Source organism: Paenibacillus sp. FSL W8-1187 (assembly GCF_037965485.1).
Classification (GTDB): domain Bacteria; phylum Bacillota; class Bacilli; order Paenibacillales; family Paenibacillaceae; genus Paenibacillus_O; species Paenibacillus_O pasadenensis.
This window is the reverse complement of record NZ_CP150181.1, coordinates 1,282,096-1,296,249: the sequence shown is the minus strand read 5'-3', so window position 1 is coordinate 1,296,249 and position 14,154 is coordinate 1,282,096. Positions and strand designations below refer to the sequence as shown.

Sequence of the window (14,154 nt, the reverse complement as noted above, 5' to 3'; positions counted from 1 at the left end):
ATCAGTTGGCCTCCAGTATGGGATAAAGGTACAGATCGGTCGGGGATATCGTCAGCAGGCCCTCGTCGCCGGCTGCGAGCGGCCGATGATGCAGGAACGTCAGCGGCTGTCCGTCGGACGTGCGGGCCAGCACTCTCCAGCCCTTGCCCTCAAAGACGCTGTGCACGACATGCACGGGCAGACGGTTCCGCTCCCAGGCCGGCTCCAGCGAAGCCGCTGATTCAGCGGCCTCGCCCGAGGTGCAGACGACATGCGGCTGAAAATCCGCCGCATCCGGACGGAAGAGCAGCTGAGCGGGTCCTTCTGCGTTGGACGCAGCCAGCTGGCCGGGCCACACCCCGGCCAGCTTTGCCTCTCCGACCGATACGCCCCCGCCGATCCTGCCCATGACCTCCAGCCGATTGCCCGCTCCCAGCAGCTTGGCCGCCGATGCGGATGCCGGCCGGCGCCAGCATTCCTGAGGCGTGCCGATCTGGTCGATCGCGCCTTCGCGCATGATGACCAGACGGTCGGCCATGGAGAAGGCTTCTTCCGGATCGTGGGTCACATGGAAGACCGTCGTGCCCAGCTTTTTGAACAGATAGGCCATCTCCGTGCGCATCTCGACGCGCAGCTGCATGTCGAGGTTCGAGAGCGGCTCGTCGAGCAGCATCAGATCCGGCTTGGTCGCGAGCGCCCGCGCGATGGCGACGCGCTGCTGCTGGCCGCCGGACAGCTGCGGCGGCAGGCGCTGCTCCAGTCCTTCCAGCCTGAGCAGCGCAGCCAGCTCCGCCACGGAGGCCTTGATGCCGGCCTGGTCCTGCCTGCTCCGGCGCATGCCGTAGGCGATATTTTCGAACACCGTCATATGGGGCCACAAGGCATAATCCTGGAATACCATGTTGATGCCGCGCTTCTCCGGCGCCAGCATGGCCGACCGGGAGGCGGCCAGCTTGCCGCGCAGCAGGATCTCGCCGCGGTCCGGCTGCTGCAGGCCGGCGATCAGCTGCAGCAGCGTCGACTTGCCGCAGCCGGACGGACCGAGCACGCTGATGATCTCTCCAGCCTGCACGCTCAGATCGACGCTCCCCAGCACCTCCTGCTTGCCGTACGATTTGCCTACTTGCTTGATCTCCAGCATCGCTGTCATGAAGTCGTTCTCCTTGAACGTCGGCGCGTCCCCCGGGCCAGCAGGTCCACGCTCAGAATGATCAGGACGACCAGTCCGGCTCCCGTCAGCGTCGCCGCCGATGCGTAGCCGAACCGGAGGTCCTCGAAGGCTTTGTTGATGACGACCGGCAGTGTCATATAGTTGGGCGGATACAGCACGGAGGACAGCGCCAGGTCGAATACGCTGGAGCCGAACGCCGTCAGTCCGGCCGAGAGGAGAGCGCCCTTCACGAGCGGCGCCAGCACCGTCCGCAGCCGGGAGAAGAAGCCGGCCCCCTGCAGCTGCGCCGCGGCCAGCAGTCGTTCCGGCACCTGGGCCATCGCTCCCGCCATGATGCGGGTGATGACCGGGATGGCGCCGGCCACGCCGCCGAGCGCGAGAATCCACGGCGTGCCGTACAGAAGCAGCCCGATGTGCTGCAGCCAGGCCTGGTTCCAGATGAAGATATAGCCGATGCCGAGCACGATGCCCGGCACCGCCAGCGAGACGAGGGACATGACGTCGATCGTCTTCTTCAGCCTGAAGGAGGTATAAGTCAGGACATATGCCGTCAGGAAGCCGACGACAAGTCCGATTGCCGCCGCGGTCAGCGCAATTTCCAGGCTATGCGCCAGACCCTGCGCGAGGCGGCTGTCCCCCTGGAACAGAGCGCGGTAGTTGTCCAGCGTGAACTCCCCGCCGGCGGAGTCGCCCTGCAGCGACATCAGCAGATTGGAGCCGAGCGGGATGCCGATGGCGATCGCCAGAAAGGCCGAGTTGGCCAGCGCCAGCAGCGCGCCGCCTTTGGCCGGACGGCGAGGCTGCGACTCCACCGCGCGCGAGGAGAGAAAGTCGAAGCGCGACTTGCGCATGGCATACAGCTGGACACTCATCGCGAGCGCGATCAGCAGCACGAGATAGAACGACAGCGCCCCTGCCATGTCGAAGCGGATCGGGGATGTGTACAGCGCGGAGTAGATGGAATAAGGCAGCGTCGGAAAGCGGAACACGGCTGCGATGGAGGCAGGCAGGCCGAAGTCGCCGACCGTGTCCATGAACACCAGCATCGCTCCCGAAGCGATGGCGGGCAGCAGCAGCGGCAGCTCCACGGTGCGCAGCACCGTCCATGGAGAGGCGCCCGACAGCCGCGCCGCGTCGCTCAGCCTCTCGACCCTCCACTGCAGCGCCGCCTTCACCGTCAGATAGGCTAGCGGGAACTTGCTCAGCGTCATGACGGCGATCAGCCCCGCTGGCTGGAACACCAGCGCGGCCGCTCCGTTCCAGCCCAGCCGCTGGGCGGCGAGGCCGTCCGGAGCCGCGAACATGACCCATCCCTGCGCCAGAATGAAGGAAGGGGTGATCAGCAGCAGCCAGACCGAGATGTCCAGCAGTCTGGCCGTCGGAAAGGCCCAGCGGGAACGGGCAAAAGCCAGCGCTCCGCCGAGGAGCGTGGCCAGAACCGTCGTGCCCAGGCCGAGCAGGACCGAATTTTTGAGCGAGGCATACCATAGCGGCCGTCTGAAGATGTCGAGCAGCAGGGAAAGATCACCGATCTTCAGGGTGCCGAAGAAAATGCCGGGAAAGAGCACCTGGATGACGACGGCGAGCAGCGGCAGCAGAATGAGGACAAACAGGACGGCCAGCATCAGCCAGCCCGTCCTGTTGCCTTGACTCGGCAGGAGCTTCATTCCGTCACTTCACCGCTTTGTCTGCGAACCATTGCTTGATCTCGCCTTCATGCTCGCCGGCCCAAGCCGCTTCAGCCAAAACAAGCTTGGCATCTCCCGCGCGGTCGGCCTTGGCGTTCACGCCTTTGGCGGAAGGCTCGAAGTAGCTCTCCTCGCCCTTGTCGATCAGCGCCTGCTGCGTCTTGGGATCGAGCAGGAACTCGACAAACGCCTTGGCGGCTTCCAGATGCTTCGTCTCTTTCTGGATCGCGGCGACGCGCACCGACGCAGGGGCTCCTTCGGCAGGCCAGATGATATCGATCGGCTCGCCTTTGTTTTTCAGCGCGTAGGCGTTGCTTTCCTGAAGGGCGGCTGCCTTGATTTCCCCGCCGGTCAGCGCTTTGGCGACGTTCGGATTTTTCGGGTACACATGCATGCCGTTTTTGAACAGGCTGTCGAAATACCCTTTAGCGGCATCCATCCCTTGGCTTTGGAAGAAATAGGAGACGAACGGATAGGCCGGGGCGGCGACGGCAGGATCAGCCATGCCCAGCGCATTCTTGAACTTCGCATCGGCCAGATCGGCCCATGTCTTCGGAGCCGTGTCCTTCGTGAAGGCTTTCGTGTTGTAGGCGATGACGGCGGCAGCATGGGCGCCGGTCGGGTAATAAGTTCCGTTCGCCGGCACGAGTCCGCTGGCGAAGTCGGTCAGGTTGCCGATGTCCGCCGGCGTCCAGCCCTCCAGCAGTCGGCCGGTTTTGCCCAACTGGTCGATCAACGGCATGGAATCCATCCAGACGACATCCCAGTGCGGATTGCCCTTCTCCGCTTCGATGCGGGAGGCCAGCTCGGCGCCGTTGCCGGATACGAGCTCCAGCTTGTAGCCGGTCGCCTGCTCGAACATCGGCTGGATGATTTCGTCGAAGTCGTTCAGGTAGACGACGAGCGGCTCGTCCGATTTGGACGGCGCCGTCGATGCCTCCGGAGCAGCCGATGCTTCCGTGCCGGCCGGAGCCTGTCCTTTTGCAGCGGGACCGGCTGCATTCTGGGACGCGTTCTGGGCTCCGCATGCGGATACGGCGAGGGAGAGCGACAGCGCGAGAAGGGCGGTAACGGTCTTGCGGCGGACCATTGCTGGCATATCGAAACCTCCTGATCAATGTCTTGATGCTACAAGCATAGAAGACCTGTGTCAGGGATCCGTCAACGTCAGGGTAAGGTTTTATTAAATAAATTCGATAAAATTGGATGGAATCATAGATTTATTCGATATCGAAATCGAAGTATTTTTTAGGAAACGGCTCCTTCTCCAACGTGTAATGCCACCATTCCTTGCTGTACGGCTTGAAGCCCGCCAGCTCCATCGCCCGCTTGAGCAGCGCGCGCCGCTCCGCCGGCGCCTTGCCGATCTCGGGGGTGCCGTGACTCGAGATGTCCCCGAAAAAATCGAACGGCGAGCCCATGTCGGCCTCCTTGCCCGTCTTCCGCTCGAACAGCGTCAGATCGACCGTGCTTCCCCGCGAATGGCCGGAGCGCGAGGAGATATAGCCGAGCTTGAACGCCTTCGCCTTGTCCACCTCGGGGTAGAACTCCTCCTTCATCCGCTGGTCGGAGGCGTCCTTGGACCAGGCGACGAACTGCCGCACCGCCTTGGCCGGACGGTAGGCGTCGAAGATTTTCAGGCCGTAGCCCTTGGGCGCCAGGAAGTCATGGGCTTCCTTGAGCGCCTCGGCCGCCTGCTTCGTGAGGATCGCGTAGGGGGCATTGTAGCCGTCCAGCCGCGCTCCGACGAAGTTATAGTCCGTGAAATAGCGGATCTCGTATTGCGCCGTCGGAATGACTTCGTCCACATAGACGAAGCCGGACGGCAGCTTGCGCTTGCGTTCGGGCACGGGCTTCTTCTCCTCCCTGGGCGAGGCGGGCTTCGGCGACATCGCCGGAGCCGGCGAAGCGGCCGGCTCGGCCGGAGCCGGCGATGCGGCGGCGCTTGGCGATGCGGCGGCGCTTGGCGATGCGGCGGCGCTTGGCGATGCGGCGACGCTTGGCGATGCGGCATTCGCGCTGCCGCCGGCCGCTTCAAGGCTGCCGCTGGCGGCACCTTGGCCGCCTGCGTCGCAGGCGCTCAGCAGCAGCGCGGCGGCGGCTGCAAGCATGGCGGCTTTTCGCGTTCGACTCATCGACTCTCTCCTCCTTCGCACTCGCTTCTACTCCTACGATTCTATCGGAGTCGGACGAAAAATCATACAAAACAAAACGCCCCGTACCGTCCCTCTCCGCCGATGCGCCTCCACCAGTGGTACATTTACCACATACGGGCTCCCTTTCCACCGATGCGACATCACCTCGTCTAGCCGCATGGACAGTGAGACGGACTCTGGATCCGCTCAAGGAGTTCTTTTACGCGAAAAAACCGTGCAGTAGACTCTCCGAGAGCGCGAGGCTAGGGATGTCACCCAATAATTGGGCACAGCCTCCCCTGTTCGCCTCCATTCCGATCTCGGCAACCTGCGCAGATATACAAAAATCCAAGGCGCCCAAGCGCCTTGGATTCATTCATTCTTCTCATCTGCCGCCTTGCCGAGCTAGACGCCGCTGCCGCCCGCGCAGCGCAGCTCCTGACCTGGTGCGGGGGCTGTTCTGCGATCGAAGCTCTGCTTGCAAGGCCTGCCTGCGCTGCCCACGTCCTCCGGCCCGGCGGCGCCTCGCACCGTCTCGGCCATGCCGCCATTCGCCGCGGCCGTCCCGTCTTGGCGCCCTTGCTCGGCGACCTCCCTGCTTCGGCGCCCTTGCTCGGCGGCCGTTCCTTCTCTGCGCCCTTGCTCGGCGGCCCCTTCCCGGCGGCCTTGCTCGATCCATTTCACGGCGCGATCGACTTCTTTGGCGTCCGGTTCGCGGTAGCCTTCCAGCGAGTACGGACGTCCGAGCTGCTGCCATTTGAATACGCCCATCCGGTGATAAGGCAGCACCTCCACCTTCTCGACCGTGCGCAGGCCGGAGATGAAGCGTCCAAGCTTCATCAGATCGGCGGCGTTGTCCGTCAGTCCCGGCACGAGCACGCGGCGGATCCACATCGGGATGCCCATGCGCGACAAGCGGCAGGCGAACGTCAGGATGCGCTCGTTGGGCTGCGTCGTCAGCTTGCGATGTCCTTCCGAATCCATGTATTTCAGATCGAGCAGCACCAGATCCGTCGCCTCGAGCAGCGCCTCCGCGTGATGCGGATCGCAGAAGCCGGAGGAGTCGAGCGCCGTGTGCAGCCCCCAGCGCCTCTTGCACTCGCGGAACAGCTCGGCGACAAACGGCGCCTGCAGCGTCGGCTCGCCGCCGGTGACCGTGATGCCGCCGCCCGAGCTTTTGTAATAGTCGACGTACGGTTCGATTTCGGCCAGCACCTCCTCGACCGTGCGCGGCTGTCCCGCGGCCGTATCCCAGCTGTCCGGGTTATGGCAATAGCGGCATTGCAAAGCGCAGCCCTGCATGAACAGCACGAAGCGGATTCCCGGACCGTCGAGCGTTCCGAACGTTTCGAGAGAGTGGATTCTCCCGGTGTGCATGATGGTTCCCTCCCTCTGCCGTTTCGGGGCTTTCGTCCGCCCTGTTCTTCTATTACCAAATTCTACCATCTCATCCAAGGCACTCTCGACTCCCTGGATCCGGCCAGTCGGCTCTTTCCTCTCATCCAAGGCACTCTCGGCTCCCTGCTTCCAGCTGACCGGCTCTTTCCTCTCATCCAAGGCACTCTCGACTCTCACGGTCCTGCTAACCGGCTCTTTCCTCGCATCCAAGGCACTCTCGGCTCCCTCGGTCCGGCTGACCGGCTCATTCAACTCTTGCGGGAGGGTGCGATTGAATCGGAGAGCATTCGGACTGCTAGCCGTCGGCGTTCAGAACATCAGCTTGCCGCTCTGCGACAGCCACGTAGGTGCTCCTCCGCGCAGCGGCTATCGGCTTGAATGTTTGAATGTCTTTTTCCTTTCGCGCAGCGGCCTTTAAGCTCCGGGGCTAAGCGGCATCCTCTTCAAGGGCCCGCCAGCGGAGCGAAGGGAAGGAGCCTGGAGAAGCGGACGCGTTCGCCTTTGAAGGCGGGAATCCACCTTTTTGGAAAAGAGGATCGGGGATTCCTGCGTTCAAGAGCGATCGGAGGGCCCTTCCCTTCGCGGAGCGGTTATCGGGCTCCGAGCTCCTCGTGACGGCTCAGCTCCATGCGCGCCCCGAGCTCCTCGCACCGGCTGCCATGCGCCCGCTCCAATTCGCTCCCACCTATCGCCAGCGCCGTCCCGTCACACCGAGCCGTGGAACGTCCGGTTGATCACGTCCAGCTGCTGCTCGCGCGTCAGCTTGATGAAGTTCACCGCATACCCCGACACGCGAATCGTCAGCTGCGGGTACTGCTCCGGATGCTCCATCGCGTCCATCAGCTGCTCGCGGTTGAACACATTCACGTTCAGATGGTGCCCGCCCTTGGCGCTGTAGCCGTCGAGCAGCGAGACGAGGTTCCTCACGCGGACGTCGGCCTCCTTGCCGAGCGCCTTCGGCACGATCGAGAACGTGTTCGAGATGCCGTCGAGGCTGCTGTCGTACGGCAGCTTGGCGACCGAGTTCAGCGAGGCGAGCGCGCCCTTGCGGTCGCGGCCGTGCATCGGGTTCGCGCCGGGGGCGAAAGGCTCGCCGGCCTTGCGGCCGTCCGGCGTGCTGCCGGTCTTTTTGCCGTAGACGACGTTCGAGGTGATCGTCAGCACCGACTGCGTATGCACCGCGCCGCGGTACGTCTCATGCCGCTTCAGCTTGTTCATGAAGCGCTCCGTCAGCTCCACGGCGATGCGGTCGACGCGGTCGTCGTTGTTGCCGTACTGCGGGTAGTCGCCCTCGATCTCGAAGTCGACCGCCAGCCCGCGCTCGTCGCGGATCGGACGCACCTTGGCGTGCTTGATCGCGCTCAGCGAGTCGGCGACGACCGACAGGCCGGCGATGCCGCAAGCCATCGTGCGCACGAGGTCAGTGTCGTGCAGCGCCATCTCGATGCGCTCGTAGCTGTACTTGTCGTGCATGTAGTGGATGACGTTGAGCGTGTCGATGTACAGCCCCGCCAGCCAGTCGAGCATGCTGTCGTAGCGCTTCAGCACTTCCTTGTAATCAAGCACGTCCGCCGTGATCGGCGCGAACGCCGGTCCGACCTGCTCGCCGAGCTTCTCGTCGACGCCGCCGTTGATCGCATACAGCAGCGCCTTGGCCAGGTTCGCCCGCGCGCCGAAAAACTGCATCTGCTTGCCGATCCGCATCGCCGACACGCAGCACGCGATGCCGTAGTCGTCGCCGTACAGCGGACGCATCAGATCATCGTTCTCGTATTGGATCGAGCTCGTGTCGATCGACACCTTGGCGCAATACTCCTTGAAGCCCTGCGGCAGGCGCGCCGACCAGAGCACCGTCAGGTTCGGCTCCGGCGCGGGACCGAGATTGTACAGCGTGTGCAGGAAGCGGAAGCTGCTCTTCGTCACCCGCGAGCGTCCGTCCAGCCCCATGCCGCCGATCGATTCCGTTACCCATGTCGGGTCGCCGCTGAACAGCTCGTTGTAGTCCGGCGTGCGCAGGAACTTGACGAGCCGCAGCTTCATGACGAGGTGGTCGACCAGCTCCTGCGCCTGCGCCTCGTCGAGGCGCCCTTCCCTCAGATCCCTTTCCACATAGATGTCGAGGAAGCTGGAGATGCGCCCGATGCTCATCGCCGCGCCGTTCTGCTCCTTGATGGCCGCGAGGTAGGCGAAATACAGCCACTGCACCGCTTCCTTGGCCGTCGCGGCCGGCTCCGACAGGTCGAAGCCGTACGAGGCCGCCATCTGCTTCAGCTCGCCGAGCGCCCGGATCTGCTCGGACAGCTCCTCGCGCTGGCGGATGAGGCTCTCGCTCATCGGCGTGCCCTCGCGCTGCTTCAGCTCGGCCTTCTTGTCGGCGACAAGCCGGTCGATGCCGTACAGCGCCACGCGGCGGTAGTCGCCGATGATGCGGCCGCGGCCGTAGGCGTCCGGCAGGCCGGTGATGATGCCGGCCTTGCGCGCCAGGCGCATGTCGGCCGTGTAGGCGTCGAACACGCCCTGGTTATGCGTCTTGCGGATGTCGGTGAACGTCTTCACCATCGCCTCGTCCGCCTTGTAGCCGTAGGCCTCGCAGGCGTCGATCACCATGCGGATGCCGCCGAACGGCTGCACGGAGCGCTTCAGCGGCGCGTCCGTCTGCAGGCCGACGACCTGCTCCAGCGGCCGGTCGATGTAGCCGGGGCCGTGCGAGACGATCGTCGAGACGACGTCCGTGGAGATGTCGAGCACGCCGCCGCGCTCGCGCTCCTGCTTCATGAGCCGCAGCACCTCCTCCCACAGCGCGCGCGTCGCTTCCGTCGGCTCGGCGAGGAACGCCTCGTCGCCCTCGTACGGGGTCAGATTGGCGCCGATGAAGGCATTGACGTCGATGGCGCGCTGCCATTTGCCGGGACGGAAGCCTCTCCAGGCGTCCAGGCCTCCGATGGCTCGGATGTCCTTTTCATTGATGGCCATAGCTGTACTCCTCCTTCGCTTGGTCGCCGCGCCGCGACGATCGCTTGATCGCCGCAGCGCGGCCTCCCTCCTAGAACCGTCCGTAGAAAGCGCCCCGATAGACGTCGGCCAGCTCGGCGACGAGCGGCATGCGCGGGTTGGCGGTCGTGCACTGATCCTCGAAGGCGCGGTCGGCGAGCTCGTCGACGCGGGCCTCGAAGTCGCTCTCGTCAAAGCCGAGCGCCTGGAACGACTCCGGAATGCCGAGCGAGCGGTTCAGGCCGCGGATCGCCTCGATCAGGCTGGCGACGGCCTCCTCCGTCGTGCGGGCCGGCAGGCCGAGCAGGCGGGCGATGTCGGCGTAGCGCTTGTCGGCGACGAAGTGGTCGTATTTCGGGAACGAAGCGAACTTCGACGGCGCCGACGCGTTGTACTTGATGACATGCGGCATCAGGATCGCGTTCGTGCGGCCGTGGGCCGTATGGTACTGGCCGCCCCACTTGTGCGCCAGGCTGTGGTTGATGCCGAGGAAGGCGTTCGCGAACGCCATGCCGGCGATCGTCGAGGCGTTGTGCATTTTCTCGCGGGCACGCGGGTCTGCCTGATGGTACGACGCCTCCAGGTTCTCGAACACGAGCTGGATCGCCTTGAGCGCGAGACCGTCCGTGTAGTCGTTCGCCATGACCGAGACGTACGCTTCGATCGCATGCGTCAGCACGTCCATGCCAGTGTCGGCGACCGCTGTCTTCGGCAGCGTGTACACGTAGTCCGGGTCGACGATGGCGACGTCCGGCGTCAGCTCGTAGTCGGCGAGCGGGTACTTCGTGTTACCCTTGTTCTTGTCGGTGATGACGGCGAACGAGGTCACCTCCGAGCCGGTGCCCGACGTCGTCGGGATGGCGACGAACTGGGCCTTGCTGCCGAGGCGCGGGTACTTGTAGATGCGCTTGCGGATGTCCAGGAACTTCATTTTCAGCGAGTCGAAGCTCGTGTCCGGGTACTCGTAGAACAGCCACATCGCCTTGGCCGCGTCCATCGGGGAGCCGCCGCCGAGCGCGATGATGCAGTCCGGCTTGAACGCCGCCAGCATGCGCGTGCCGCGCTCGACCGTCTCGACCGACGGATCGGGCTCGACGTCGGAGAAGATCTCGATGGCGACCGGCAGCCGGCGCTTGCGCAGGTAGTACTCGACCTTCTCGACGTAGCCGAGCTTCACCATCGCCTCGTCGGTGATGATCGCCACGCGGGTGATGTCGGGCATTTTCTCCAGGTACTGGGTCGCGCCGCGCTCGAAGTAGATTTTCGGCGGGATCTTGAACCACTGCATGTTGTTCGTCCGGGTCGCCACGCGCTTGATGTTGATGAGGTTCACCGCCGATACGTTGTTCGTCGTCGAGTTGCTGCCGTAGGAGCCGCAGCCGAGCGTCAGCGACGGCAGGTTCGTGTTGTAGATGTCGCCGATCGCGCCGTGCGTCGAAGGGGAGTTGACGATGATGCGGCCGGTCTGCAGCCGCCCCGCGAACGCCGCGATGACCGCGTCGTCGTGCGAGTGCACGACCGAGGAGTGGCCCATGCCGCCGAAAGCGACGACCTGCGCGGCCCGCTCGATGCCGTCCTGCGCCGTCTTGACCTTGTAGCAGGCGAGCACGGGGCTCAGCTTCTCGGCCGACAGCGGGTATTTCTCGCCGACGCCTTCAAGCTCGGCGACGAGCACCTTCGTGGCGGCCGGAACGGAGATGCCGGCCATCTCGGCAATCTTGGCCGCGGACTGGCCGACGATGACGGCGTTGACCGCGCATTTGTCCGTCTGGATGACGAGCTTGGAGACGGCGGCCTTTTCCTCCTCGTTCAGGAAATAGCAGCCCTTCTCGCTCATGAGCCGCTTCGCCTCGGCATAGATCGGCTCGTCGAGGATGACCGCCTGCTCGGAGGCGCAGATCATGCCGTTGTCGAACGTCTTGGACAGGATCAGGTCGGTGACCGCCTGCTCCAGGTTCGCCGTGCGCTCGATGAAGCAAGGCACGTTGCCGGGACCGACGCCGAGCGCCGGCTTGCCGGTGCTGTACGCGGACTTGACCATCGCCGAGCCGCCGGTGGCGAGCACGAGCGCGATGTCCTTGTGGTTCATGAGCAGCTGCGTCGCTTCGACGGACGGATGCTCGATCCACTGGATGCAGTGCTCGGGAGCGCCGGCGGCAACGGCCGCCTGCAGCAGCGTGCGGGCCGCCTCCGAGCTGGAGCGCTGCGCCGACGGGTGGAACGCGAACACGATCGGGTTGCGGGTCTTGGCCGCGATCAGAGCCTTGAACATCGTCGTGGACGTCGGGTTGGTCACCGGCGTGATGCCGGCGATGACGCCGACGGGCTCGGCGACCTTGCGGTAGCTTTCGTGGACGTTCTCCTCGATGACGCCGACCGTTTTCTCGTTCTTGATGCTGTGGTAGATGTATTCCGTGGCGAAAATATTCTTGGTGATCTTGTCCTCGTAGACGCCGCGCCCGGTCTCCTCGACCGCAAGCTTGGCGAGCGGCATGTGCCGGTCGAGGCCGGCCAGCGCCATCGCCTGCACGATCCGGTCGACCTGCTCCTGGTCCAGCTTCATGTAGGCCGCCTGGGCTTTTTTGGCCCTTGCGGCCAGCCGGTTCACTTCATCCTGCGCGGAAACGACCTGCTGCTGGGCTTTTTCCTTCATCGCCATGACTCTCCTGCCTCCTGTCGGTCCTTTGCGGACCGTTTCTATGGATGCCGATCGCATGAGGAGCCGGCGGACCGCCGACCCCTCATGCCCCGGCGAGCCGGATCTGGATCAGATTCGGCTCGGATCTTCGTGGAGCTGTCTATGAGGTGCTGCCTGGATGAGCGTCTTGCTGGCGCTGGACTCGCGCCGGTTCAGTGCTTGGCGGCTTTCTTGGCGAACAGTCCGCGTCCGGCGCCGGCGTCCTCGCCGCCGCGCTCGTTCCACCACTTGCGCAGATGCGGCTTCAGCAGGCCGTCCAGTCCGAACCGTCCGGCGTTGGCGCCGGCGAAGAAGATGATCGTGCCGATCAGCAGCAGCCACGGGTTCGTGCTTACGGTGCCGGCGAAGAGGAAGAGGAAGTTGAGCATCATGCCGAAGAAGGCTGCCGTCAGCGTCAGTCCGCCGACGATGAGGCCAAGGCCGATCAGGAACTCGCCGACCGGGATGAGGAAGTTGATGATCTTCACGTTCGGCAGGGCGACATGCTCGATGAACCAGGTGTAGGTCGGGAACAGCACCTCCTGCGTCGCCCGATCGGCGACCGGCTTGGCGACCGCGTTCTGGAGGAAGCCTCCGGCATCGAAGCCGTCCCTCATCTTCTCCCACCCGTGCGTCATCCAATCCCAGCCTACATATACCCTCAGCAGCAGGATCGCTGCCCCTACCCATGCGTTTTCTCTGAAAAATTTGGCGACCATGACGGTCAACCCCTTTCGTGGATTAGACTTGCTTGCCTGGCTGTTTCTTCCTTGCTCCTTCATTATGCTTCTTGCCGGAAGGCTCGGATGTGCGGTTTGTCACGTTTGCCGTATTTTATTGTGAATATTTTCACTTAGTTCGGCGCGGCTAGGGTGTGTTTGCATCCTTCGAAGGAAGCAGATAGGGCCGAATTTTTGATCCCTGCGAGGAACGTAGGCGAAGGCGTACCGGGGGTACGTCGAGTCTGCGTGACGAAGCAGGGGGCAAAAAGGCGGTGATAGACGCTCCTGAGCGGGGTTGCAAACACGCCCTAGAAATCGTACCGGTTGGACCGGTCCTTCAGCTGCTGCACGAGCTCCTCTTCCTCCAGCATGCGGTTTTTGAGGATCGCATACGCTTGGAGCAGATGGGAGGTCAGCTTGCGGGCATCCTCCGGCTCCAGCGGCACGGCTGCCTGGCCGAGCCGTTCGTTGAAGCGCTCCAGGCACCGTTCGGCGAGCTCGTATTCATGGTCCATGAGCGCGAACAGATCGGGCTCCTCTCCCCAGTACCACGTCACATACGGCAGAAACTCCGTCTCCACCCAGCGGCTGTGCGCCTGCCAGTCCTCCTGCAGCTTCAGCACCTGGCTCGTCAGCTTGCGGAATTCCCGGCTCAGCCTCACCGGCTCTTCCGCCTGACGGACGGAGCAGGTCTGCCGGACGAGCGCCTGCAGCTCGGCGTGCAGCCGCTCCTGCTCCCGGGATGCCCGCTCGACTGCGATGTCGGGAGCGGGATGCGTCAGCGTCGAGAGCCTTTCCTCTTGCGGGGCCATGGTTCTCATCTCCATCAACCTCCTTGTTTCATGGCTTTAGTGTATCCTGCTTCTCACGGTATGTATGTGAAATAAATCACATTATAGAGAAAAGAAAGCCCGCCTCGCCCATCGGGCGGGGCGGAGCAGGGGCGGAGCAGGGGGCGTTGCCGCCGGGACGGGGCGCTCCCGCCGGGGCGAGGCGCTGCCGCTGGGCGGGGCGCGGGTGCTGGGCGGGGCGCTCCCGCCGGGACGGGGCGCTGCCGCCGGGACGGGGCGCGGGCACTGGGACGGGGCGCTGGCGTTGGGCGGGGCGCGGGTGCTGGGCGGGGCGACGCGTTCTCACTACGGAGGCATCCTCGGCGCTAACGATACTAGGAAACGCTATTCGGCGGTTTTGCAGGCTTTTTTTCCGCTAACGAAACGGAGGATCGCTATTTAGTTGGAAAGGCGGCTTTGGGAGCGGTTTGGACAGCAATAAGGCGTGTCCGTTTCGTTAGCCGGTTAAACCAGCACAAATCAGAACGAATAGAGCTCGTGAGTATCGCTAGCTTCGAGCAGAGGCATGTGATTGCTCCTGCACACCCGGTTTTTCCGCGCAG

The 14,154-nt window shown here is 64.1% G+C and carries 8 protein-coding genes and 1 pseudogene; all 9 read right to left on the bottom strand.

The genetic code is table 11. The features are described 5' to 3' along the window. Position 1: 1 nt before the first annotated feature. The 9 genes and pseudogenes from NYE40_RS05645 to NYE40_RS05605 all read right to left on the bottom strand — a co-directional run bounded on the left by NYE40_RS05645 (position 2) and on the right by NYE40_RS05605 (position 13,582). Positions 2 to 1,129, bottom strand: coding sequence for an ABC transporter ATP-binding protein (locus NYE40_RS05645; RefSeq protein WP_101808636.1), 1,128 nt, complete (start codon positions 1,127 to 1,129; stop codon positions 2 to 4). Beyond that, positions 1,126 to 2,817 carry an iron ABC transporter permease gene (locus tag NYE40_RS05640; protein ID WP_339279503.1) on the bottom strand — a complete coding sequence of 564 codons (1,692 nt, stop codon included), beginning with the start codon at positions 2,815 to 2,817 and terminating at the stop codon, positions 1,126 to 1,128. The genes NYE40_RS05645 and NYE40_RS05640 overlap by 4 nt, the downstream gene beginning before the upstream one ends. A 4-nt stretch (positions 2,818 to 2,821) precedes the next feature. Further along, positions 2,822 to 3,937, bottom strand: a complete 1,116-nt coding sequence (locus tag NYE40_RS05635) for an extracellular solute-binding protein (protein ID WP_339279502.1) — start codon at positions 3,935 to 3,937, stop codon at positions 2,822 to 2,824. 121 nt (positions 3,938 to 4,058) lie between these two features. Continuing rightward, complete coding sequence (locus tag NYE40_RS05630) at positions 4,059 to 4,973, bottom strand: M15 family metallopeptidase (protein ID WP_339279501.1); 915 nt, start codon at positions 4,971 to 4,973, stop codon at positions 4,059 to 4,061. A gap of 654 nt (positions 4,974 to 5,627) precedes the next feature. Beyond that, positions 5,628 to 6,350 (bottom strand): annotated as a pseudogene (gene pflA / locus NYE40_RS05625) (pyruvate formate-lyase-activating protein); the annotation flags it as partial. Positions 6,351 to 7,076: 726 nt separating this feature from the next. Then, a complete protein-coding gene (gene pflB, locus NYE40_RS05620; RefSeq protein ID WP_101808633.1) occupies positions 7,077 to 9,344 on the bottom strand; it encodes a formate C-acetyltransferase in 2,268 nt (755 codons plus the stop codon). 70 nt (positions 9,345 to 9,414) lie between these two features. Next, positions 9,415 to 12,021 (bottom strand): bifunctional acetaldehyde-CoA/alcohol dehydrogenase, encoded by a 2,607-nt coding sequence (adhE, locus tag NYE40_RS05615; protein ID WP_101808632.1) that lies wholly within the window; start codon positions 12,019 to 12,021, stop codon positions 9,415 to 9,417. A gap of 191 nt (positions 12,022 to 12,212) precedes the next feature. Next, positions 12,213 to 12,758: a DoxX family protein gene (locus NYE40_RS05610; protein WP_028600365.1), complete on the bottom strand. Its 546-nt coding sequence runs from the start codon at positions 12,756 to 12,758 to the stop codon at positions 12,213 to 12,215. A 311-nt stretch (positions 12,759 to 13,069) separates the two neighbouring features. Continuing rightward, complete coding sequence (locus NYE40_RS05605) at positions 13,070 to 13,582, bottom strand: hypothetical protein (RefSeq protein WP_127464484.1); 513 nt, start codon at positions 13,580 to 13,582, stop codon at positions 13,070 to 13,072. Between the last annotated feature and the right edge of the window lie 572 nt (positions 13,583 to 14,154).